Raw genomic sequence first — 23,353 nt, forward strand, 5'->3', positions numbered from 1 at the left:
TCTTTCATTTCCAGTGTTCCTGAAGCAATTTCAAGGGTATAGTTCTGGTCATTTACTTTGGTAAATTTTCCTACTACGTCTTTACTGATTTTAAAACTTGGAGCGGCAATTTTTACTGTTCCTTGTTTTAAAATAGAAACGATAGGGGCGTGATTATTCAATAGCTGAAATGAACCATCAACTCCGGGTAAGGTAATTGAAGTAATTTCGCCTTTGAATAAGGTAGCTTCCGGTGATACTATTTCTAAAATCATAATTTAATTGATAATTGATGATTAACAATTGACAATTGACAATTATCCATTGTCAATTATCCATTGTTTTACGCTTCCGCTAACATTTTTTGTCCGGCTTCGATAGCATCTTCGATGGTTCCTTTCAAGTTGAAAGCGGCTTCAGGAAGATGATCTAATTCACCATCCATAATCATATTAAATCCTTTGATGGTTTCTTTAATATCAACTAAAACTCCTGGGATACCTGTAAATTGTTCCGCTACGTGGAATGGTTGTGACAAGAAACGTTGTACACGACGAGCACGAGACACAGATAATTTATCTTCTTCAGATAATTCTTCCATACCAAGAATCGCGATGATATCTTGTAATTGTTTGTATTTTTGAAGAATTTCTTTCACGCGTTGAGCACAATTATAATGCTCATCCCCTAAGATTTGAGCTGTCAAAATTCTTGACGTAGAATCCAATGGATCCACTGCAGGATAAATACCTAACTCAGCAATTTTACGAGACAATACCGTGGTTGCATCTAAGTGAGCAAACGTTGTTGCCGGTGCCGGGTCAGTTAAGTCATCCGCAGGAACGTAAACCGCTTGTACCGATGTAATAGAACCTTTGTTGGTTGAAGTAATACGCTCTTGCATGGCCCCCATCTCCGTTGCCAATGTTGGTTGGTAACCTACCGCAGAAGGCATACGACCTAAAAGAGCCGAAACTTCAGAACCTGCTTGGGTGAAACGGAAGATATTATCCACAAAGAACAAGACATCTTTCCCTTGGTCAGAACCTGCTCCATCACGGAAATACTCGGCAATAGAAAGCCCGGATAAAGCTACACGAGCACGAGCTCCTGGTGGTTCGTTCATTTGTCCGAATACGAAAGTAGCTTTAGACTCTCTCATTCCCGGTTTGTCTACTTTGGATAAATCCCATCCTCCATTTTCCATAGAGTGCATGAATTCTTCTCCATATTTTATAATTCCTGACTCTAACATCTCACGAAGTAAATCGTTTCCTTCACGGGTTCTTTCTCCAACTCCTGCGAATACGGAAAGTCCACCGTGACCTTTTGCGATATTATTAATCAATTCTTGAATCAATACTGTTTTACCAACACCGGCACCACCAAATAATCCAATTTTACCTCCTTTGGCATACGGCTCAATAAGGTCGATTACTTTAATTCCGGTAAATAAAACTTCTGTTGAAGTTGATAATTGGTCAAATCTTGGAGCCGGTCTGTGAATAGACATTCCGTTTGCTCCTGCTTTTGGCAAGTTTCCTAAACCATCAATGGCATCACCAATTACATTAAAAAGTCTTCCATATACATCTGGCCCGATAGGCATTTGGATTGGAGCACCGGTAGCTTCTACTTCAGTACCACGGCTTAATCCGTCGGTAGAGTCCATAGAGATTGTTCTCACAGTGTCTTCACCAATATGTGATTGAACTTCCAACACTAAGATAGCACCATCTTTTCTTTTGATTTCTAATGAATCATAGATTTTAGGTAATTCGGCAATTTTGGAGTCAAACACTACGTCTACAACCGGTCCGATAATTTGGGCAACTTTTCCTATTACTTTTGACATTGCTTATGTATTTATTTAATAGCTATTTAAGATTATGAAAAACATATCTTTTTTCAGAGTGCAAAGATAATTTTTATAAATATAAAATCAATAGCAAAAAGATGTTTTTTTTATCATTTTTTGAAGTATTCGAAGCAATCTGATGAAATGCTTTTAAATAGTGTAGCAAAATAAAAAAACCACCTTGTTGCGAAGGTGGTTTTGATATAGTTTTTGAATAGCAAATTAAAAATTATCCGGATTTTGAGGATATAATATTCTGTAACTTCCTAAACTAACTCCTTTAAAGTTAGAACCATAAGTTGCATTAATTGCTTTTATGAATTCATTTGAAATCAGAGCATATCCTCTAGGACTAGGATGTACACCGTCTAAAGAGAAACCTCCTCCGGTTACATAGGTTGACGTTACAGTAAAATTATCAGCTGTAATACCGCCATTCGCTACGCGAGTCATTAAGGCATTTGCATCTACAAAAGCCAACCCTTTAGCACTAGCAATGGATTGAATGGTTGCATTGTAAGCATCAGTAGCTGTTTTTATTTCCTGAATTTCATCTTTTGACAAAACCCAATTATCAGCTAATGGTACAGAAACACCATTAATTTGAGTTGGATTTCCACCCACTACACTTCCAATAAATGTTCTTGCTGGTAAAACTACTAAATCTTCCGCCGTTGCTTGTCTGTAAGATGGAATACCAAGTGAAGATAAATTAGTTAAATAACTATCTACCATCACCACTCGGTTTGTTGCTGAAGCAGAGAAAGAAATGGTTCTTCTTGCTACTTCATCTGCAGTAATTAAACCAAACGATTGTGCCAATAATAAGCCATTATTGTATTGTGCAAATCCGGAATTTAACAACCCAGCTGTAGCTGCATCTAAAGGTACAGGATTGTAAGGTACTGTTGTGAAAAAAGGAATTGTAGTTACATAAGGTAAATTTGCTACTACTCCTTTAGCTCCATTGGCAGTCAATCCGTCAACTAAGGTTGAATAAACGTTAGCAAATACATTTGGGTCTGTGATATCATTAGGGCCATACGTAGCAGGGTTAAAATTTCCTGTTTGATTTGTTCCGGAACCTCCTGAAGTGGCATATCCAAGCACATCATTATTTCCAATCCATAAAGAGAAGAAGGTTGGGTCTTGAGCAGAAGCATCAGCCAAAATAGTTGCAGAAGGAGACGTAGCAAAACGAACAAAATAAGGATTCGCTTGACCAGTGGCTACACCGGCAACATTACCATAACCAGGGGCCAATAAATGAAAACTTTTTGCTCCCGGAACACCCATATTATTAAATGGTCCTGCTAAAACAGAAGAAACCTCTGTTGTTGGAATACCCGTTACCGGAGCCGGACCGGAACCATTAAAATAAAGTCTAGGTCCGGCAATTACGTTTCCACCTAACAACAAACCTCCTGTGTTATCATTAGTGTAAGGAATTTTAAATTCTCCACCACCTACTAAAGCAAATTGATCTGCTAAGATGGCAGGATACGAATTGGCTTGGCCTTCAATAAAAAGGGCATTGTCACAATATCCGGCTGTCAAGGAATTTCCTAAAGAAACAAATTTTGAAAAATCGGCAGAACCGGCAGTTAAAGGCAACCCGTCTGAAGTATTATTTACAACGATAGTTTCATCATCGCTACAAGCTAGAATGGTTAATGCAACCAATAAGAGCCATTTATTATTTTTTATCATTTTCATATATTTTAAATTCGTTGATTATTGGTTAATTGTTAATCCAACAAAAAATTGTTGTCCGATTGCTCCTGCCCCTAAAACTTGAATGTACTCTTGTCCACCGAGGTTAGTTGCGCCCACTTTTACAATTGTTTTTAATTTTGGAATTGCATAATTAATTTGTGCATCTACAACAGTCATTTCTTCAATCATACCGTCTACAAAAGTAGATTGCCATAAATATTCAGAATTCCATCTTGCACTAACATTAAATCCAAAATTAGGGAATAATTTATCGTTGCTTAAAGATCCTTTCACTCTGTGTTTTGGAGTATTAAATCCGGCTTCAAAACTTGGGTCTTTTTCTTGATCAAAGTCAAATTCAGCATAATTATAATTTGCCCCTAACTCAAAATCCTTATAAATTTTATAAGAAACACCGGCGCCAAATCCTAATGATTTAATTTCAATATCCGTATTGGTGTATAGTTGATAAGCTCTAATGTTTCCTGTTTGTAAGGCATGAAGCGATTGTGTTCCCGCGTTTGTTGGTCCTGCAGTAGGATCCGGAGCATCTTGAGCAGTTCCATATAAAGGAGCAACAACATTTAAATTACCAATAAAGTCATTGTAAATATTATAGTACCCGTTCAAATCATAAGAGAATTTTTCAAATTGACCTCTATAACCCAATTCAAAGGCTTGTACAGTTTCAGGTTTTACTAAATCTACATTTGTTCTTTTTAACAAAGCAGAAGCCGCAATAGGGTCTGACCCTGCTAACGCAGCGAATTGTTGAACTGATGTTGCCGTGTAAGAATTAAAATAAGCATTTTGTCCTGTCATCACAACTGATTCACCTCCTGCAAATGCTTGTCCAGTAGCAGTTGATACAGGTAATATCTCACTATAGCGGTCTAAGTTATCAGCAGCAGAACCAATAAGTACTGCATTTCCAACATTAAATCCAATATATTGATCTTGTGTAGAAGGATTTCTGAAACCGGTTTGAAAAGACCCTCTGAAATTGTGTCTTTTTTGTTCATCCGGAGAGAAAACTAAAGATACTCTTGGAGAATAATTCCCTTCAAAATTTTGACTTTTATCGTAACGAACAGAACCGGTAAATTTAAATTTATCCTGTAAAAATTTCTTTTGAAGTTGCACGTAAGCACCATACTCATCATAATCAATAGGACCATTTTCAGGAGTATCCGTATAAATTCTACCAAATGAATTCAAATCATATTTTCTGTAAGAACCACCTATTTGAATTTCAGCAATTTTAATTATATCTCTAAAGTTATAGTTTGCATCAGAATGATATATTTTTGAGTTATCCACCAATTTAGAACCGGTTAAAACATCCGGGTCAGCTGTAACTTGATTAAAGGCAGCTTTAAACTCTGGCGTTCCAGGCAAAAATCTTCCTGTATCAGCTACATTTCTAGCCGATGCATGAGCTTGACTAGGAGTTGCTCCACCTAAAGTTGATTGTACATAAGTAGCGGCATATTGACCAAACCAAGTAGCATCAGGCTTCCAAACTCTGTTGATATTAACGGCAGTAAATTCCATATCATATGAATTCCCGCCATCTTCTGAAGTAACATAACCTCTTACGAAGAAGTTTTTACTGGTTACTTCAAATTTATGTTGTGACATTTGAAATCCATTCAAATAATATCTGTTTGCTCCTTGATAAACCGTGTTACCAAAGCCAAATTTACTTTGCCAAATAAACTCGATATCTTTTGCCCATTCTGCACTGGACGTAGCCCATGGTCTAACATGGAAAGAGAAATCAATTTTAGCGTTTTGTACTTTATTATCCGTAATATCAACTTCGTTATACCCTGTTCTTGATACATTTTGATTTGGTAAAATAGCATTAAAAACACTAAATTGAGCCGGAGTTATTGCACCAGCATTTAATAATCCAGATGCTACACTTTTGATATTAGTTGAAACCACATCTCCATAAACGTTTATACCATTATAATTAGGGTTAGTTCTATCAATTCCAACATTATTTACTAGGTCTTTGTCTCTGTAATCCGTGGCATACCAATCTGTTCCGTTCATGAACGTAAAATTAGCTTTGGCCGCAAAATGAGGCGTAAAGGCTTTGGCTACTCGTACTCCATAATCATAGTAAAGATTATTTCCTGCAGCTTCTTGACTGGTTTGACCAACTTTTGCATAAGCAGAAACGCCTTCATGTGTAAAAGGGCTTTTGCTTGTCATAAATAAAATACCGTTAAAGGCATTTGCACCATATAAAGCTGAAGAGGCACCCGGTAATAATTCAACACTTTGAACATCAATTTCTGAAACCCCAATTAAATTTCCTAATACAAAATTCAACAAGGGAGAAGAATTATCCATTCCATCCACTAGTTGCATAAAACGAGTATTCGCAACGGTAGCAAAACCTCTGGTATTGATCGATTTAAAAGACATACTACTGGTATTCATTTGAACCTCTTTTAAATTCTCCAAACCATCATAAAAAGTCACCGAAGCTGATTTTTTAATTTCTTTAACACTCATTCTTTCAATGGTAACAGGTGATTCCCTAATCCTTTCAGGTGCACGGGAAGCCGATACTACAATTTCATCCAAACGCGTTTCTTCATCAGACAAAACAACACTGATTTTTTGATTGTTTGCGTTGATTTCAACAGTTTTAGATGAAAATCCAATAGAAGAGACTTCTACTAAAAAAGGAGGTTTTTTTTGCGTAGTTAAGGTAAAGTTTCCGTTAAAATCGGTCACCGCACCTATCGCTTCGCCAACAATTTTAATGCTGGCACCTGGGATGGGTTGATTTTTTTCATCAACCACGCTCCCTGAAATTGAAGTTTGAGCAAAAGTGATGCTGCAAAAAAACAATGTCAGAATAAATAAATACACTTTCATAAAGTTAGAGTTTTGTTAGTTTTCGTGAGCAAAGTACAAATAATTTTGATATTAATAAAAAAAGCGAGAAAAATTCTCGCTTTTAATAAAATAATGGTTCTTTTATTGCCTACTCAACAGTTACAGATTTTGCTAAGTTTCTGGGTTGGTCAACATTACACCCTCTTAAAACAGCGATGTGATAAGAAAGTAATTGTAGAGGAATTGTGGTTAAAAGCGGTGATAAAGCGTCTGAAGTCTCCGGAATTTCTATAACATGGTCAGCTAATTCGCGAACTTGTTTGTCTCCTTTAGTTACCACGGCTATTATTTTACCACTTCTTGATTTAATTTCTTGGATATTACTGACTACTTTATCATAATGTCCCATTTTAGGAGCAATCACGATAACAGGCATGGATTCATCTATTAATGCGATTGGACCATGCTTCATTTCAGCCGCAGGATAACCTTCTGCATGAATATAAGAAATCTCTTTTAATTTTAAAGCTCCTTCTAATGCCACAGGGAAATTATACCCTCTACCTAAATACAAACAGTTAGGAGAGTCCTTGTAAATTTCAGCAATTTTTTTGGTCATTTCATTTGTTCCTTCTAATGCCTCGGTAACTTTTTCCGGAATCATTTCTAATTCCATAAGGTAGCGGTGATAGTCAGAATTATTCATGGTTCCTTTTGCTTTTGCCAAACGCAATGCAATTAAGGTCAACACTGTTATTTGTGTTGTAAAAGCTTTTGTAGAAGCCACCCCGATTTCAGGACCTGCATGAGTGTAAGCGCCAGCATTGGTTTCCCTTGAAATAGAAGAACCAACAACATTACAAACACCAAAAACAAAAGCACCATTTTCTTTAGCTAATTTAATAGCGGCTAAGGTATCGGCTGTTTCTCCGGATTGAGAAATAGCAATTACGATATCTTTTTTATTAATTATTGGATTTCTATAACGGAATTCAGAGGCATATTCAACTTCTACAGGAATCCTTGCAAATTCTTCTATTACATATTCTGCGACTAATCCGGCATGCCATGATGTTCCACAGGCTACAATTATAATTCGTTCTGCGTTTAAGAATTTTTCCAAATTATCTTCCACACCCGCCATTTGGATTATTCCTTTATCAGAAAGTAATCTTCCACGGTAAGTATCTTTAATAACATTTGGTTGCTCATATATTTCTTTGAGCATAAAATGATCATAACCTCCTTTTTCAATTTGTTCAAGGTTCATTTTTAATTCCTGAACATAGGGATCAATTAAGGTATCATCTTTAATTTTTCTAACTTTGATAGGTTTGTGAAGTCGCACAATGGCCATTTCTTCATCTTCTAAGTAAATCGCATTGGAAGTATATTCAATAAAAGGCGAGGCATCTGAAGCTACAAAAAACTCTCCCTCACCAACACCAATGGCTAATGGGCTTCCTAATCGGGCAACGACAATTTCGTCCGGTTTGTTCTTGTCAAAAACTGCAATTGCATAGGCTCCGACAACTTGATTTAAAGCAACTTGCACCGCTTTTCCTAATTTCAAGCCTTCTTTTTTCTGAACGTCTTCAATTAAATTAACTAATACTTCCGTATCAGTATCGGAATGAAAAACATAACCTCTTTTGATTAATTCTTTTTTTAATGGTTCATAATTTTCTATGATTCCATTGTGAATAATAGCAATGTTTCCTGAGTTTGATAAATGTGGATGCGAATTTACATCATTTGGAACTCCGTGAGTAGCCCAACGGGTATGACCCATCCCAATAGAACCAAAAAAATTATTATCTTTAGTTGAAACTTCTTCTAAATCAGTTACTTTACCTTTTTTTTTTGATATTTTCAAGTCTTTGCCATCATAAAGCATAAGTCCGGCACTATCGTAACCTCTATATTCTAATCGTTTTAATCCTTTTATTACAATTGAGTAAGCGTCTCTATTGCCAATATATCCAACAATTCCACACATATTTTTATTATTTAATCAGGTTTTGTGTAATAAATTTCTAATTTTAATCTTTTATCCAAAGGTACAGAAGATTTGCTACCATACAACACTGTGCCTAAAGGATTTAATACAGAAGCTAAGGGAACTTTTTTCAAACCTGAAGCTGTTTGATTTTTTGTTTCATAGTTATCAACAATCGCGATGGATTCCGTTACAACAAGTCCTAGCCTTACATTGGTAGAATCTGGGTTTTTAAACAATCTCGAAATATGATTCGTTAAACGGATTTTATAATAAGTTCCTTTGCCATCTTCTTTTACAATTATACCGCTATGAATACGTTTACCAAATTTAGGTTTAGTTGCACTAACCGTTTGATCTCCATAGTAGTCTATAATAGGCCTATTATTATTTAAATCATATAAGTAAACCCGATATGGTTCTTGATTATTTCCCATTAGGTCTCTATCTATTCGAAAAGTAAGACTAGCTTCATTTATCAACCAATCTTTAGCTCTATATTCTTCTAATTCCGCTGATTCTCCACTAACATCACGAGCAAATAAATCAATAATGGTCATTGAACCGGCACCTCCGTTTACGTATAGCTTTTCATCGCCTAAAGCAGAAGAAGCATTCGCCAAAACAGCTTGATAATTTGAAGTCCGTTCTTGATTTAAAAGACTAACTGTATTTCCTGCTAAAGACAAAACCATTGATTTTTTCACTCTATCTGGTTCTTCCTGCCCATCAACTGCTTTATCCTCTTCATAATTTATTGTAATTTTACCGGCTTTAAAATTAATCATCGCTAAACTATTACTACCATTAGGTTCAGCCGGAGAGTCTTCTATTTTAAAATACAATCCTCTGAAATAATCCCTAAAGACATTGTTATTAACCAATTTGCCTTGAATATAACCGTCTATTATTTTTTTCTGAAAAAACGCTTTGTTTAATTTTAAGTAGATACCAGGAGCAGATCTTGTGGTTGTTTCTTCGCCATCTTCATCTGTGGTTGTTTCTGCAATTTGTGTTGCATCAAAAAAGAACTCATCATTATCTTTAACATTTTCTCCATTATTTAATCTCTCTCCATTAGCTACAGATATTCCATCAGGAGCAGCACCTCTTTTATTCACTTCAAAATCATTTGTTTGATCAGAAAAATATTTTTGAGCAGCAGTAAAATTAGAAGCCGGATCAAAATCTCGCATCAAATAACCGTTTTCATAAATACTCAACTTAATTTTCGATGTACCGTAAACTGAATCTAAGGTATAAGTGGTGACTTCGTCCGTAGTGGTCCCTCTTGTGCTAAAATAAGGAACATATAGCGTAACGTCCAGAATTTCAGGATCCCTGTCCTCATCAATAATAGTAAAGGTTGGAACAGGCTCTGAAAGTAATACTTGCGTGGCAAAATGAGCTGTTTGTTTTCCTAAAGCAGTATTTTTATAAATTCCAAGAGGATTAACTACTAAATTGTTAGATTGAACAACGCCAAAATCTTCATTATAGGCAATCACTGTAGCCTCTGTATCGGGTGTGCCAAATGTATAATGATTGTCTCCAATGATATCGGCTCCTAATGTATTGTAATCTTTATCACAAGAAAACAAGAATATACTCAAGACAAAAATGGAAGAAAATTGAATTATTTTTTTTGTTTGCATTTTAAAATGTAAATTTATAGAACTTTATTTTTATAGAAATTAAGGTAATGCTCAGCATAATCCTCTTTAGGGAAGAAAGATAAAAAAGGTTTTTCTGAAGATTCTATAAATTCTGTTAAACTTGAAGAAAGGTTCTCTGATGCTACTATAACAGCGTCTGAATTATGAATAGCTACTTTAATTAAATTTTCATAATTGGGTTCTTTTAAAACAGAAATGGAATCTTCCGGAACACCGTCAAATTTTATTTTGTTTAAAAGTTCGCTGTTTAAAGCTCCATCAAACGATTGGGCATAAACGGAAGTTACAATTTTTGTGTTAGAAAAAAGTGCTTCATCTTTATAATAATGCTTCATATAAACCGGCAATAAAGAAGCCAACCAACCATGAACATGGATAATGTCCGGTACCCAATTTAATTTTTTTACTGTTTCTACAACTCCTTTTGCAAAGAAAATTGCCCGTTCGTCATTATCTTCATATAATTTTCCTTCCTCATCCGTAAAAGTTGCCTTTCGTTTAAAATATTCATCATTATCTATAAAATAGACTTGAATTCTTTCTTTAGGAATGGAAGCTACCTTTATTATTAGAGGCATATCTAAATCATTCACAACTAAATTCATCCCGGACAACCGTATTACTTCATGTAATTGATGTCTTCTTTCATTAATATTACCGTATCGTGGCATAAAAATTCTTATTTGTCCTCCTTGATCATTTACCATTTTAGGAACGTCATAAGACATAATGGAAACTTCATTTTCAGCCAGATAAGGTACTACTTCAGATGATACATACAATATCCTCTTATCCTCCATATTATTTTGAACTTTTTCGTTTAGATTTTAAAATCACGCAAAATTACAAAAATTTACGCAGATATTTAAGTAAAATAGTAATTTTGCAACTCATTTAATTAAAAATACATGCTCATTTTCAACAAACAAAGCCTACTTATCGAGCATTTAACCCCATTTTGGGTAACAAAAACGACCATAGGATTTGTTCCTACTATGGGTGCTTTGCACGAAGGTCACTTGTCTTTGCTTTCACAATCACTAAAAGAAAATGAAATTTCTGTAGTAAGTATCTTTGTTAACCCAACCCAATTTAACAATCCGGAGGATTTGGCAAAATACCCCAGAACACTGGAAAGAGATGTGGAAAAAATAGCTTGTTTGAATGCTAAAGTTCTAATTTATGCTCCATCAGTTGAAGACATTTATCACGGAAATACTGTTTCACAATCTTTTCAGTATGATGGCTTAGAAAACCAAATGGAGGGCAAACATCGACCGGGCCATTTTGATGGCGTAGGAACCATTGTTAAAAGATTGTTTGAAATAATTAAACCCACCCATGCTTATTTTGGCAAAAAAGATTTTCAGCAATTACAAATAGTCAAAAAATTAGTACATAAAAACAATATTCCCGTAAAAGTAATTGGCTGTCCTATTCACAGAGAAGCAAACGGACTAGCGATGAGTTCCAGAAACGAGCGATTAACTCCGATTGAAAGAAAAGAATCAGCCTTAATTTTCAAAACGTTATCTAAGGCAAAAAAATTATTTGGCATGAAAAGTGCTAAAGAAATTTCAAAATTTGTAACAAGAACATTTGAAAATCATCCTATTCTAAAATTAGAATATTTTGAAATTGCTGATGAAATTACCTTAAAGTCTTGTTTACGCAAGTCAAAAAATAAAAAATACCGGGCATTTATCGCTGTTTTTGTGAACAACATTCGATTGATTGATACCATTTCATTAAATTAATTACCTTTGCACCATGCAAATTCAAGTTGTAAAATCCAAAATTCACCGCGTAAAGGTGACTGGAGCAGATTTAAATTATATCGGTAGTATCACTATCGACGAAGCCCTTATGGATGCTTCTAACCTTGTGGAAGGCGAAAAAGTTTCTATTGTAAACGTTAATAATGGTGAACGATTAGAAACCTATGTCATCAAAGGAAACCGTAATAGTGGCGAAATTACCCTTAACGGTCCAGCCGCACGTAAAGTTCAAAAAGGAGATATTATTATTATTATCGCTTATGGAATTTTAGATTTTGAAGAAGCTAAAACCTTCAAGCCTTCTTTGGTTTTTCCAAACGAGAAAGATAATTCGTTGACCTAATCCATTGAAACAGAAAATCGGCAAATCGCTTTCCATTCTTCTTCCAATTTTGTTGGGATTGGCTTTGGTAATTTACACTTACAACAAATTCACTCCCGAACAAGTAGAAGAAATTAAACAACAATTTAAAAATGCTGATTATTTTTACATATATATATCTTTACTAATCAGTGCTTTGGCATTATGGTCAAGAGGATATCGATGGAAATACTCATTGGAACATTTGGGCTATAAACCAAAAAATTCAACAAATGTAATGGCTGTTTGCATTGGCTATTTCATCAATATGTCTATTCCTCGTTCGGGCGAAGTTTCTCGTGCCTTGATTCTCAAAAAATATGAAGATGTCCCGTTTGATAAAGCCTTCGGAACCATCATTGCCGAACGAGTGGTAGATAGTTTTTTCTTATTATCTTTTATCGGATTGGCTTTTTTCTTAGAATTTGATGTATTAAAAGCGTTTGTATTGGATAAAATTCCTTTTCAAAAATTAATGTTGATTTTAGGAATAGGGACTTTTATAATGATAGGTATTATTTTGATGTTTCGCTATTCTAACTTTAGGATAATCCAAACGATCAAACAAAAAATTTCCGGTTTAATGGATGGTATTTACAGCATCTGGAAAATGGAAAAAAAATGGGCTTTTCTATTTCATTCATTATTGATTTGGGCAAGTTATTTTTTTATGTTTTACATTACTATTTTTGCTTTGCCGGAAACCAGTAACTTGAGTTTAAGCACAGTGGTTATTTCATTTATCGTAGGTGGACTTGCCATTACTTTAACCAATTCGGGATTTGGAGCCTATCCCTTTTTAATGGCAGAAATTCTTTTACTTTATAACGTTCCAGAAACTTCTGGAACTGCTTTTGGTTGGTTGGTATGGACTTCACAAACACTAATGGTGGTGATTTTAGGAACACTTTCATTTTTATTACTTCCCATTTTAAACAAAGACAAATAATTTACTATCTTGCTTTCGAAAAATTAAGTTTTTTCAAGAAATTTCCAAAAAAGATACCATATGAAATTAATTCAAACACTTGTTATTGTATTGTTTTCTATCCCTTTGTTTTCTCAAAAAACAATAGAAACATTTACGTCAAAAAAATTAGGTGCAGACCGTGAAATTTACATAAGTTTACCCCCATCGTACGAAAAGGAAACAAACCGCAATTACTCTATATTGTTAGTTTTAGATGCAGAATATCTGTTTGATCCATTTCAAGGAGCCCTTAAATTTGGGAATTATTGGGATGATTTACCGGAAGTAATTTTAGTGGGAATTTGTCAAAACAAAACCGAAGAACGTTATGCCGATAGTGAATTCGATGAAGAAACCGGATTGCCTGATTCTACGGGAGCCAATTTTTTTGATTTTATAGGTACCGAACTAATGCCTTATCTTGAAAAAACCTACAGAATTGCTCCTTTTAAAATTATTGCCGGGCACGACACTACTGCCGGATTTACAAATTTTTATTTATACAAAGACAATCCGCTTTTTGACGCCTACATAACATTAAGTCCTGACTTAGCAACAGATATGGAAAATCGAATTCCGGAACGTTTAGGACTTATTACTAAACCAATTTACTACTATCTCTCTACCGCTGATGGCGATGTGAAAAAAATGCAGAAACGAATAAAAGAATTAGATGAAAAAGCTAAAGTAATTAAAAACACAACCTTAAATTATAAATTTGATGAATTCATAGCAGCTTCCCATTATTCCTTAGTCCTACACTCTATTCCAAATGCTTTGTACCAGTTTTTTGCCGTCTATCAACCCATTACTACTTTTGAGTTTAATGAAAAAATTGTCAAATTAGAATACGGCTATGTAGAGTATTTAAAAACAAAATATGATGTGCTAGAAAAGTCGTTAAACATCAAAATGCCTATTCGATTAAATGATTTTAAGGCCATCGAAACGGCAATTATAAAAAACAAAGTCTATAACGAATTTGATGAGCTTTCCATATTAGCTGATAAATATTATGGGAAAAGTATGTTAGCCGATTATTATATGGCTTTGATGTATGAAAAAAAAGAAGACTATAAAAGGGCTCAAAAAAAATATTTAAGTGCTTTTCAAAAAGAACCGATTGGTGATTTAAATAAAGACATGATGTATGACAAATCAGAAGAAATGAAACAAATGCAACAATAATTATGTCGAAGGTCAAAACTTCATTTTTTTGTCAAAATTGCGGTTCACAATATGCCAAATGGCAAGGTCAATGTCATGCTTGCCAACAATGGAATACAATTGTTGAAGAAGTCATTCAAAAAGAAGAAAAAACAAGTTGGAAACCCTCTTCTTCCGAAGTTAAAAAAGCTCCAAAACCTTTAAGAATAAAAGACATTGATTCCAGTCAGGAAATTCGTTTAGACACAACCGATGGCGAATTAAATAGAGTGTTAGGCGGTGGATTAGTCCCTGGTTCTTTAACGCTTTTAGGAGGCGAACCCGGTATTGGAAAGAGTACGCTTTTATTGCAAATTTCTTTAAAATTGCCGTATAAAACTTTATATGTTTCGGGCGAAGAAAGTCAGAAGCAAATAAAAATGCGTGCCGAACGAATCACGCCCAACGGCGACAATTGTTTCATTCTAACCGAAACCAAAACGCAAAACATCTTCAAGCAAATTCAGGAAATTGAGCCCGAGATTGTGATTATTGATTCCATTCAAACTTTGCATACCGATTACATTGATTCAACGGCGGGAAGTATTTCGCAAATTAGGGAATGTACTGCCGAACTTATCAAATTTGCCAAAGAAACCAATGTTCCCGTTTTACTCATCGGACACATTACCAAAGACGGAACCATCGCAGGTCCAAAGATTTTGGAACACATGGTGGATACAGTTTTGCAATTTGAAGGCGACCGCAATCATGTGTATCGAATTTTGCGTTCCCTCAAAAATCGCTTTGGCTCAACAGCAGAAATTGGCATTTATGAAATGCAAGGTTCCGGTTTACGCGAAGTGGCCAATCCTTCCGAAATATTAATTTCCCACAAAGAAGAAGAACTTTCGGGAACAGCCATTGCTTCTACACTAGAAGGCATGCGTCCGTTGATGATTGAAATCCAAGCGTTGGTAAGTTCGGCGGTTTACGGAACACCACAACGAAGCACTACCGGTTACAATGCTAAACGGTTAAACATGATTTTGGCTGTTTTAGAAAAAAGAGCCGGATTCCGTTTGGGTGCAAAAGATGTGTTTTTAAACGTCACGGGAGGAATTTCGGTAGATGATCCTGCGATAGATTTAGCAGTAGTCGCCGCCATTTTATCCTCGAACGAAGATATTCCGGTAGGTAAAAACTTTTGTTTTGCCGGTGAAGTAGGTTTGGCCGGTGAAATCCGCCCTATTAATCGCGTAGAACAACGAATTTTAGAAGCTGAAAAATTGGGGTTTTCTACCATTTTTGTTTCCAAATACAATAAGATATCTTTAAAGAATACACTAATCGACATTAAATTAGTGGCGAAGATTGAGGATGTTGTCGAACAACTATTCGGATAATTAATACAGTTACTTTTTCGCATCATCCAATGAGAGCCACCAAACAAAAAATAGTTTTAGCTTTAAAAATTGCACTCGTGGTTCTGGTGTTGGCTGTTGGATTGCTTTTCGTTTTCCGTAATAGTCTATTGCAAAAAGCCATTGCAAAAATTCAAACGAAATTAGCTACCGAATACCAATGTCAGTTCTCCGTTAAAAAAGCATCTTTTGAAGGAATCACGGGAGTTGTATTGGAAGATATTTTGTTACTTCCAAAAAATGCCGACACGCTTTTGTCCGTAAAAAAAATCAAAACCAATTACAGTTTTTTTCAACTACTAACCGGCGACATTCAATTGAATAATTTAGAAATGAATGACGGCTATATTCGATTGGTTAAAAATAAGAAAGGTCGAAACTTCGATGCGTTCCTTAAAAGAAATCCAAAAGAAGTGAAAACAACCGGCAAAAGAGATTATGCAGAAACTGCGAATCGTTTACTGACCAAAGTATTCAATCTGGTTCCCGCCGAAATGAATCTTTCCAATCTATCCCTGAAAGTGGATGACATGGGCCGAAAAGTCAACCTCCGTTTAAACACATTAACTTTGGATGACCACCAATTGCAAACCGCAATCAATGTCACCACCCAAACATTCAGTCAGAATTGGAAAGTCAGCGGAATGGCGAATCCTCGAAAAAAAATAGCTGATTTAAAATTATCCTCCGCAGATTCAACCAATATACATTTGCCGTATATCGATGAACGAATAGGTATGATTACTACTTTTTCCGACATTCACATTACTTTGGATCAACTGGAAATGGATGGAGGTGAATTACATATTGATGGAAAAGCAGCGATTGATGATCTAACTGTGAATCACCCAAAAATTGCGTCGAAAGATGTGGTCATTGAAAAAGCGGAATTCGATTACCGCTTGGTTATTGGAAGTGATTTTTTAGCAGTGGACAGTACCTCAATTGCCAAATTGAACCAAATAAGCGTACATCCGTTTGCCAAATACATTACCGAAAAAGACACCGTTTACACCTTGAAAGTAGGCATTCCGAAAATGAAAGCACAGGATTTTATCAACTCATTGCCCAAAGGTTTGTTTTCTAATTTTGAAGGCATGCAAGTTCAAGGCACTTTTGATTATCAATTGGACTTTGAATTTAATAAAAACAATTCGGATGCTTTGGTTTTTGAAAGTAAATTGAATAAAGAAAACTTGAAAATTATCAAATACGGAGAAGCTGATTTGTCAAAATTGAATGGCGAATTTGTTTATAATGCCATTGAAAATGGTCGCAGACAGCGGTCGGTTTTGGTTGGAGCCGGAAATCCCTATTTTACTCCGTTAACAGAGATTTCTCCGTTTATACAAAAAGCAATATTGACCTTTGAAGACCCACAATTTTACAATCACTCCGGATTTAGTACCGAAGCTTTTAAACAATCCATTACGAAGAATATTAAAACCAAAAGGTTTTCACGCGGTGCCAGTACGATTAGTATGCAATTAGTGAAAAACGTATTTCTGACACGTGAAAAAACTCTTTCCCGAAAGTTGGAGGAAATCCTGTTAGTATATTTACTGGAAAACAACCGATTGGTTTCAAAATCCAGAATGTTAGAAGTCTATTTCAACGTGATTGAATGGGGTCCAAATGTCTACGGAATCGGCGAATCTGCTCAGTTTTATTTTGAGAAAAAACCAATGGATTTAACGCTAAATGAATCGTTGTTTTTAGCCTCCATTGTTCCAAGTCCCAAAAAATTCATGTGGCTCTTTGACGACCAAGGCAATCAAAGACCGTACGCCGTTAGCAAACAAAAAATGTACAAAAACATCATGTTGAACCGCGGTTTAATTGAAGCTCAAGACAGTATTACCGCAGCCATCCCGGTGCAAATTAAAGGAAGCTCTCGCTCGTATTTGCGTTTAAAAATTGAACAGGATTCAAGGGCGTTGGATTCGATTGAAATCGATGTGTTGGATTAAAAACCATTTAAAAATTTTCATAGAAATCTCAATCTCTGTTTATAAATAGTTTCTTTTTATTTCTCTTAGTATCTTTCATAAAGTAAATTATTGTTTACTTTGATATGCTTGGCTTGGATGATTTACCATATCTGAATGTAAAAACTTTAATTTATCTTTCTCTATCAAAGATTTCATATATTTTCTACTTAAATAATTATCTCCTTTTCCTAAGATACAACCCAATTCAGCTAATTTAAATGGCCTAATGCTACAAATTTCCAATATTATTTCTTCCATTATTTCAGTTGACTCTCTCTCCTTCAATTTGTATATTTTACCTTGCAGTCTAATTGGCAATTCTTCTATTAACTCCTTTTTATTAAATTCTCTAGCTTCTGTACTTAGACCTTCATCTAATATTTGAATTTGTTGATAATCAACTACATTGATGTTTTCAACTTCTGTACTTGGAGATTTATGTTCTGTACTAACGTTTTTAGGTTCTGTACTAGGTTCTGTACTATAATTAGAATTAGTCCTAAGAAAATCATTTTCAATATATGTCTCATTTAATAAATCACCAGCTTTATAGTAAGTACCTTTTCCCTTTCCAAATAATACTAACAAATTTGATTTTCTTAGTGCTCTTAAATCTGTAGTTGCTCTTATTGCATCACAGTCAGCCATTTGTCTGTAAGTAAGATTATCAATAGCACCAACTTCCCTAACAAAAATTAATGCTTGCTTTTGAGAATCATTCAAATTATACGTTTCAAATCTTTTTAACCAAATTAAATCCTTTTTATCAAGAAAATGATGTAATAGTAGTCTAGTTGTAAATTCATTATCTTCCCTACTAGACTCAAAAGTAGGAGGAGCTAATTTTGCATCAATCATTAATCGCCTCATTGCTCTAATCCCAGACCCTTTTGTTTCTGCTAAGTTAGTCTCATGAAATACTGCAGCAATAAAAGAATTTCGGGTTTCAGAACCTGGAGAGCCGAGTTTGTCTTCAGATTTTAAAGAAAATCCAGGGTTAATAATTTCTATTCTATTATCATAACGAATTATTTGCGTAGGTTTATGTTCACGATAAGAACGATGCATTAATGCATTTACAATCGCTTCTCTAAGTGCTAATATTGGAAGACCTGTAGTTTGGGCTTGTACTTGATCTTTATCCATTAGGAACCCTTTGGGTAAATCAGAATTTATTGCATCAATCAATTTATAAACATTAACTAATAAAGGCCCCCTCATATCAATCGAATTAAATCTCGATTCTGGATCTTGAACCCAAACATTTCCTGGAACTCTAATATAATCAACTCTTAACATTGGAAATGTTCTCCTTTGTGCAGATGGGGTTCCAAACAACAATAATCCCGCTAAGTTTAGCTCTCCTTTATCGGTATTTAAACATCCGAGTGCTATCAATAATTCTTCATCAGAATATGATAATTCTTCAGCGGTGGGTAAAACATTTTCTCTTAACTTTCTGTATCTTGATAGTGCAACAGAATCAATATCTTTTATACTTGTCCCGGCTACAACAGTTTGATCATAACTTTTTCCTAAGTTATTGTAAAAGACTTGCATATCATCTTCCGTACAATGTAAATCAGAAGAGCCAATTCTACGAAATGCCCCAAAAGGTAATCCTTGCTTTTTAAAGAACGCCGGCTTTTGTAAATAATCTAATTCTTTTACACGTACCACAATAACGCTTTTACCTTGCAAAGGTTCCACAGAAATATTTGGTCTAATAGGAATATTAAATAGTGTTGCTGATTGAGTTGCAATCTCCTGTTGTATCTTATCTGGATTTTCAACTCCTACTATTTGATACTCTGGGAAAAGCGATTCTTGCATTCTTGTTACACCAATCAAAATATAACCTTCAATTAACCCTGGTTCATTACTAAACGAATTTATAGTTTCCATTAAGGATTTTCCAACTTCACTACTCAACTTTGCTTCAATCCAAGGTGTTTCATCTAAAGCATTTAATTGTTCGAAAAGTTCTATCGCAGTTTTCATAATTCAAATTTTAATAAATGTAAAAATAACAAATTAGGGAAATAATAAAGTAAACGAATTGAATAAGGATAATTACAAATATTAGAATAAAATAAATTTCAATATCTAATTGTTATTAATAAACTACCTCACCTAAACCTCTTCAAAAACTCTTCTTTATAATTCGGTGAAATTTCAACCTCAGCCAAATCAAACAAAGTGACATAACCTCCCGTTCCTTTGTGATACGCTTTCACAAAATTCAAATTAATAATGTGCGACTTATGTACCCGCATAAACGGAAAATCAAGCATTTCATCAAAGTGTTTCAAAAAACGACAGACCATTTTTTTGGAACCATCAGCTAGATGAATATCGGTAAAGTTGCCATTGCCACGCAAACGAACAATATCTTCCATTTTTACCACTTCAAAACCTTCTATCGTGGGTAAAATAACCTGTTGCTTCTCGATTTTTGGTTCGCGGAAATTTTGTACGATAATCTGATTTCGGTTAAACAGTTCCTGCTTCATCAATTGTTGTTGTACTTTGTTTACCGCCAAAATCAACTCTTCAATGCTGATGGGTTTCAACAAATAATAAGCGGCACTTTGATTCAACGCTTTCAACGAATATTCCGAAAAAGCCGTGACAAAAATCGTTTCAAAATGCAAATCCTTACAACCTTCTAACACGTCAAATGCATTGCCAAAAGGCATTTCTACATCCAAAAAAACGAGTTGTGGTTGTAATTCATGCAACAACGGAATCGCTTCCCGGCTGTTTTGTGCTTCGCCAATGATCTCGATTTGCGGACAATATTTTGCCAAATAATTTTTCAACGCTTCGCGAGCAGCCGACTCGTCTTCGACAATGACACTTTTTATTTTTTGAAAATCGTTCATGTGAGTTTGGTGGTTTTAGAAAAATAAAGTGTGACCAACGTGCCGTTTCCGTCTGTTCCCGTCGAAATGGTATAGGAAATCTGCTGGTGATACAAATCGTTCAACAACTTAATCCGTTCTTCTACATTGTTCAATCCTCTGGATTCGTGGACTTTTTGGTTTTGTGTTTTCAGTTCCTTGCTTTTTTCAACGCCAATGCCGTCGTCTTCAATCGAGACTTTAATTAATTGATTTTCTTCTGCAAAGGTGACTTTCAAAGTTCCTTTGGTTTCCCGGTAACGCAATCCGTGCCAAATAGCGTTTTCCAAATGCGGTTGAATCAACATATTTGGGACTAGAATCGCATCGGAATCTAACTTTTCATCTACCACAATTTCATACTCAAATTTGTCCTGAAAACGCAAATGTTCCAAATCCAAATACTTTTTAATTTGCTCTAGTTCATTGGATAACGAAATAAAATCTTTGTTCGAGGTTTCCATCATATTTCGCATCAAATTGGAATACGAAGTCAAATATTTATTGGCTTCCAACTCGTTATTTTGAGCAATAAATTGGTTCACACTATTCAAACTATTAAAAATGAAATGGGGATTCATTTCCCGTCTGAGCGATTGCAACGCAATTTTTTTGTTCTTGGTTTTGATGGAAAATAACGCTTTTGCAATCAATCCCAACAAAATCAACATCAAAATCACGGAACCAATCAATACATAATTGAATTTATTTTTCTTCGTTATCAATTCATCTTTCAACGCCCGTTCCTTTTCCAATTGCTTGATTTTTTCTTCCGTTACCTGAAAGATTTTCGAATCTACTAATGTACTGTCTGCTTGCACCATTCGATCAAAATCGTTTAGAAATTTGTCGTACAATTCAATCGCTTTTGTTTGATTGCCTTGTTTTCTGTAATAATCCGAAAGAGCCAACATGGCTTTCTTCGCATCAAAAGTGCGTCCGTTTTTCAACGCTAAATCATAGGTTTCTTCCAGTAAAACAATCGCATCGTCTTGATTTTCATTTTTAAAATACAAAGTGGCTAACGACTGTTGCTGCTCAATTTGTTGCGAAACACTACCTAATTTCTCCGCATCAGCAATGGTGTTTTTAGTAATTTCAATGGCTTTATCTAAGTTGTTTTCCGATTCATAAACTTTCGAAATTTCACTTTTCAACTTTAACACTTCTTCCGGTTTGTCTTTCGATACTGCAATGGCCTTTTCATAACTTTCAATCGCCATTTCCTTATTATCGGCTTTTAAATCTACCTCCGCTTTTTGTTTATAGACTTCGGCGGCATCTTCCATTTTTCCTTCCTTTTCTAAAATTTTAATGTTGGAATCCAAATAGTCTGCTTGCATTTTCGGACTCGCATTTTTTAAACGGCTCGCATCATTGGAATTGACTTTTGAAAAACCTGCATCAACCGCTTCTTCACTAGCCGATTCATAATTTAAAATAGCTTGGTTAAACTTTTTTTGCTTCTCTTGAACTTGAGCAAGTTGACGTTTAGTGGAAGCTATTTTATCTTTGTCTTTTTGCTTTTGATAAAGAGTTAAAGCTCTTTTTAAATAATCTTCGGCTTTAACATACTCCTCTTTTTTATCCAATTCATTGGCCAGTTCTACATACTTGTCGGCGGTTGCAATAGGATTACTTTCTGACAAGGTTTCTTTCAGTTCAATGGCTTTCTTGCTCACGGATGTTTTGCTCATCTTCGTCTTCGTTGTGTCCTGAGCCACAACAACCAACGGGAAAAGCAAAGCAAATAATAAAATTTTCAGTCGAAAATACATAGGCAAAATATAATAGTGTAAAGTACGAAAATAAAATTGGCTTTAAAAAACAGTTTCACCAAGTCAAAAACGGGTTTCACCAAGTCTGGAAAAAACGAATGACGAAACCTTCTAATTTTATCAGAAAATCAAAAAAAACCATCAATTATGAAAGCAAAAATCATTTGGGGATTGTCAGCTCTAACAAGTTGCATCCCGTTAATTTATGTTTGGAATACCAATCCAAAAACCGAACCAAAAATGGCTACTCCTTCAAAAGAACTTGCCATTCAGGAAACTGAAATCGCTGAAGAAGAAGAGTTACCTTGTGTATTTATGACGCTAATGGGCGAACAACCGTCCGAAGGATATGCTACCGTCAAAACAGCAGAGAAATTTCAAGCAACCATCTCAAAAGGCGAATTGTGGTTGGTAGAAGCACAAAATACCGACGGTGGTTGGGGTGCCGGTTCGCAAAGCAAACAAAAAGAAAGAAATCCGCATGCAGTATCCTCCGATCCTGCAACAACCGCCATGTCTGCAATGGCATTGTACCGATGCGGTTATACTATGGAATCGGGAAAAAATAAAGAGACCTTAGAAAAAGCAGTACTATTTCTTTTAAGTGAAATTGATAAAAATTCGAATAGCGAATTCATCACTTCCATCAGAGGTACACAAATTCAAGGGAAATTGGGTCAACACATCGATGCGATTCTGACCCTTCAATTTTTTAACCAATTGCTTCCCACATTGAAAAATGAAGCCATGAAAGAGCGAGTTAAAAACGCCATTCAGGTTTGTGTAGATAAAATTGAAAAATCAATGGATGGTTCCGGCAAAGTGGGCGGTTCCGGTTGGGCAGGTGTTTTACAATCTTCTTTTGCGAATTCAAGTTTAGAAATGGCAGCCAAAAATGACGGTATCAAAGTCGAT

At 35.1% G+C, this 23,353-nt stretch carries 17 protein-coding genes; 7 read left to right on the forward strand and 10 right to left on the reverse strand.

The window, feature by feature from the left end; translation table 11 throughout:
• The 7 genes from ACIQ2Z_RS09890 to ACIQ2Z_RS09920 form a co-directional block, all read right to left on the reverse strand.
• On the reverse strand, window positions 1-254 hold a 254-nt coding region (locus ACIQ2Z_RS09890; RefSeq protein ID WP_396183979.1), incomplete at its 3' end, for a F0F1 ATP synthase subunit epsilon.
• A gap of 68 nt (window positions 255-322) precedes the next feature.
• Window positions 323-1,834, reverse strand: a complete 1,512-nt coding sequence (atpD, locus tag ACIQ2Z_RS09895) for a F0F1 ATP synthase subunit beta (protein WP_396183980.1) — start codon at window positions 1,832-1,834, stop codon at window positions 323-325.
• Window positions 1,835-2,059: 225 nt separating this feature from the next.
• Window positions 2,060-3,547, reverse strand: a complete 1,488-nt coding sequence (locus tag ACIQ2Z_RS09900) for a G-D-S-L family lipolytic protein (protein ID WP_396183981.1) — start codon at window positions 3,545-3,547, stop codon at window positions 2,060-2,062.
• A 24-nt stretch (window positions 3,548-3,571) separates the two neighbouring features.
• Window positions 3,572-6,451: a TonB-dependent receptor domain-containing protein gene (locus ACIQ2Z_RS09905; RefSeq protein WP_396183982.1), complete on the reverse strand. Its 2,880-nt coding sequence runs from the start codon at window positions 6,449-6,451 to the stop codon at window positions 3,572-3,574.
• A gap of 109 nt (window positions 6,452-6,560) precedes the next feature.
• Window positions 6,561-8,411, reverse strand: a complete 1,851-nt coding sequence (gene glmS, locus ACIQ2Z_RS09910) for a glutamine--fructose-6-phosphate transaminase (isomerizing) (RefSeq protein ID WP_396183983.1) — start codon at window positions 8,409-8,411, stop codon at window positions 6,561-6,563.
• A gap of 11 nt (window positions 8,412-8,422) precedes the next feature.
• A complete protein-coding gene (locus tag ACIQ2Z_RS09915; protein ID WP_396183984.1) occupies window positions 8,423-10,066 on the reverse strand; it encodes a DUF4270 domain-containing protein in 1,644 nt (547 codons plus the stop codon).
• 14 nt (window positions 10,067-10,080) lie between these two features.
• Window positions 10,081-10,887 carry a glycogen/starch synthase gene (locus ACIQ2Z_RS09920; protein ID WP_396183985.1) on the reverse strand — a complete coding sequence of 269 codons (807 nt, stop codon included), beginning with the start codon at window positions 10,885-10,887 and terminating at the stop codon, window positions 10,081-10,083.
• A 108-nt stretch (window positions 10,888-10,995) separates the two neighbouring features.
• Between ACIQ2Z_RS09920 and panC the strand changes: the two genes are divergently transcribed.
• The 6 genes from panC to ACIQ2Z_RS09950 are packed head-to-tail and all read left to right on the forward strand — an operon-like array spanning window position 10,996 to window position 17,736.
• Window positions 10,996-11,844 carry a pantoate--beta-alanine ligase gene (gene panC, locus ACIQ2Z_RS09925; protein WP_396183986.1) on the forward strand — a complete coding sequence of 283 codons (849 nt, stop codon included), beginning with the start codon at window positions 10,996-10,998 and terminating at the stop codon, window positions 11,842-11,844.
• A gap of 13 nt (window positions 11,845-11,857) precedes the next feature.
• The gene (gene panD / locus ACIQ2Z_RS09930) at window positions 11,858-12,208 is read left to right on the forward strand and encodes an aspartate 1-decarboxylase (RefSeq protein ID WP_396183987.1); all 351 of its coding nucleotides are present in this window, start codon (window positions 11,858-11,860) and stop codon (window positions 12,206-12,208) included.
• 4 nt (window positions 12,209-12,212) lie between these two features.
• Window positions 12,213-13,175 carry a YbhN family protein gene (locus ACIQ2Z_RS09935; RefSeq protein WP_396183988.1) on the forward strand — a complete coding sequence of 321 codons (963 nt, stop codon included), beginning with the start codon at window positions 12,213-12,215 and terminating at the stop codon, window positions 13,173-13,175.
• A gap of 60 nt (window positions 13,176-13,235) precedes the next feature.
• Window positions 13,236-14,384: an alpha/beta hydrolase gene (locus tag ACIQ2Z_RS09940; RefSeq protein ID WP_396183989.1), complete on the forward strand. Its 1,149-nt coding sequence runs from the start codon at window positions 13,236-13,238 to the stop codon at window positions 14,382-14,384.
• 2 nt (window positions 14,385-14,386) lie between these two features.
• On the forward strand, window positions 14,387-15,748 hold the full coding sequence (radA, locus tag ACIQ2Z_RS09945; protein ID WP_396183990.1) for a DNA repair protein RadA: 1,362 nt from the start codon (window positions 14,387-14,389) through the stop codon (window positions 15,746-15,748).
• A gap of 29 nt (window positions 15,749-15,777) precedes the next feature.
• Entirely contained in the window at window positions 15,778-17,736 is a 1,959-nt protein-coding gene (locus ACIQ2Z_RS09950) for a transglycosylase domain-containing protein (RefSeq protein ID WP_396183991.1), read from the forward strand.
• Between the two features lie 87 nt (window positions 17,737-17,823).
• Here the strand turns inward: ACIQ2Z_RS09950 and ACIQ2Z_RS09955 are convergent, their stop codons facing one another.
• From ACIQ2Z_RS09955 to ACIQ2Z_RS09965, 3 genes are all read right to left on the reverse strand, one after another.
• On the reverse strand, window positions 17,824-19,758 hold the full coding sequence (locus ACIQ2Z_RS09955) for an ATP-binding protein (RefSeq protein ID WP_396183992.1): 1,935 nt from the start codon (window positions 19,756-19,758) through the stop codon (window positions 17,824-17,826).
• 128 nt (window positions 19,759-19,886) lie between these two features.
• A complete protein-coding gene (locus ACIQ2Z_RS09960) occupies window positions 19,887-20,642 on the reverse strand; it encodes a LytR/AlgR family response regulator transcription factor (protein ID WP_396183993.1) in 756 nt (251 codons plus the stop codon).
• Window positions 20,639-22,357 (reverse strand): histidine kinase, encoded by a 1,719-nt coding sequence (locus ACIQ2Z_RS09965; RefSeq protein ID WP_396183994.1) that lies wholly within the window; start codon window positions 22,355-22,357, stop codon window positions 20,639-20,641. The genes ACIQ2Z_RS09960 and ACIQ2Z_RS09965 overlap by 4 nt, the downstream gene beginning before the upstream one ends.
• A 228-nt stretch (window positions 22,358-22,585) precedes the next feature.
• Between ACIQ2Z_RS09965 and ACIQ2Z_RS09970 the strand changes: the two genes are divergently transcribed.
• A partial coding sequence (locus tag ACIQ2Z_RS09970; protein ID WP_396183995.1) for a hypothetical protein occupies window positions 22,586-23,353 on the forward strand: 768 nt, incomplete at its 3' end.

Origin of the sequence: Flavobacterium sp. (genome assembly GCF_044361015.1) — a bacterium.
Lineage (GTDB): Bacteria > Bacteroidota > Bacteroidia > Flavobacteriales > Flavobacteriaceae > Flavobacterium.

Coding starts and splice junctions, on each gene's coding strand:
- radA (WP_396183990.1), top strand. CDS start 14,387: ATGTCGAAGGTCAAAACTTCATTTTTTTGTCAAAATTGCGGTTCACAA.
- panD (WP_396183987.1), top strand. CDS start 11,858: ATGCAAATTCAAGTTGTAAAATCCAAAATTCACCGCGTAAAGGTGACT.
- ACIQ2Z_RS09950 (WP_396183991.1), top strand. CDS start 15,778: ATGAGAGCCACCAAACAAAAAATAGTTTTAGCTTTAAAAATTGCACTC.
- ACIQ2Z_RS09940 (WP_396183989.1), top strand. CDS start 13,236: ATGAAATTAATTCAAACACTTGTTATTGTATTGTTTTCTATCCCTTTG.
- ACIQ2Z_RS09920 (WP_396183985.1), bottom strand. CDS start 10,887: ATGGAGGATAAGAGGATATTGTATGTATCATCTGAAGTAGTACCTTAT.
- glmS (WP_396183983.1), bottom strand. CDS start 8,411: ATGTGTGGAATTGTTGGATATATTGGCAATAGAGACGCTTACTCAATT.
- ACIQ2Z_RS09905 (WP_396183982.1), bottom strand. CDS start 6,451: ATGAAAGTGTATTTATTTATTCTGACATTGTTTTTTTGCAGCATCACT.
- panC (WP_396183986.1), top strand. CDS start 10,996: ATGCTCATTTTCAACAAACAAAGCCTACTTATCGAGCATTTAACCCCA.
- ACIQ2Z_RS09960 (WP_396183993.1), bottom strand. CDS start 20,642: ATGAACGATTTTCAAAAAATAAAAAGTGTCATTGTCGAAGACGAGTCG.
- ACIQ2Z_RS09965 (WP_396183994.1), bottom strand. CDS start 22,357: ATGAGCAAAACATCCGTGAGCAAGAAAGCCATTGAACTGAAAGAAACC.
- atpD (WP_396183980.1), bottom strand. CDS start 1,834: ATGTCAAAAGTAATAGGAAAAGTTGCCCAAATTATCGGACCGGTTGTA.
- ACIQ2Z_RS09915 (WP_396183984.1), bottom strand. CDS start 10,066: ATGCAAACAAAAAAAATAATTCAATTTTCTTCCATTTTTGTCTTGAGT.
- ACIQ2Z_RS09955 (WP_396183992.1), bottom strand. CDS start 19,758: ATGAAAACTGCGATAGAACTTTTCGAACAATTAAATGCTTTAGATGAA.
- ACIQ2Z_RS09900 (WP_396183981.1), bottom strand. CDS start 3,547: ATGATAAAAAATAATAAATGGCTCTTATTGGTTGCATTAACCATTCTA.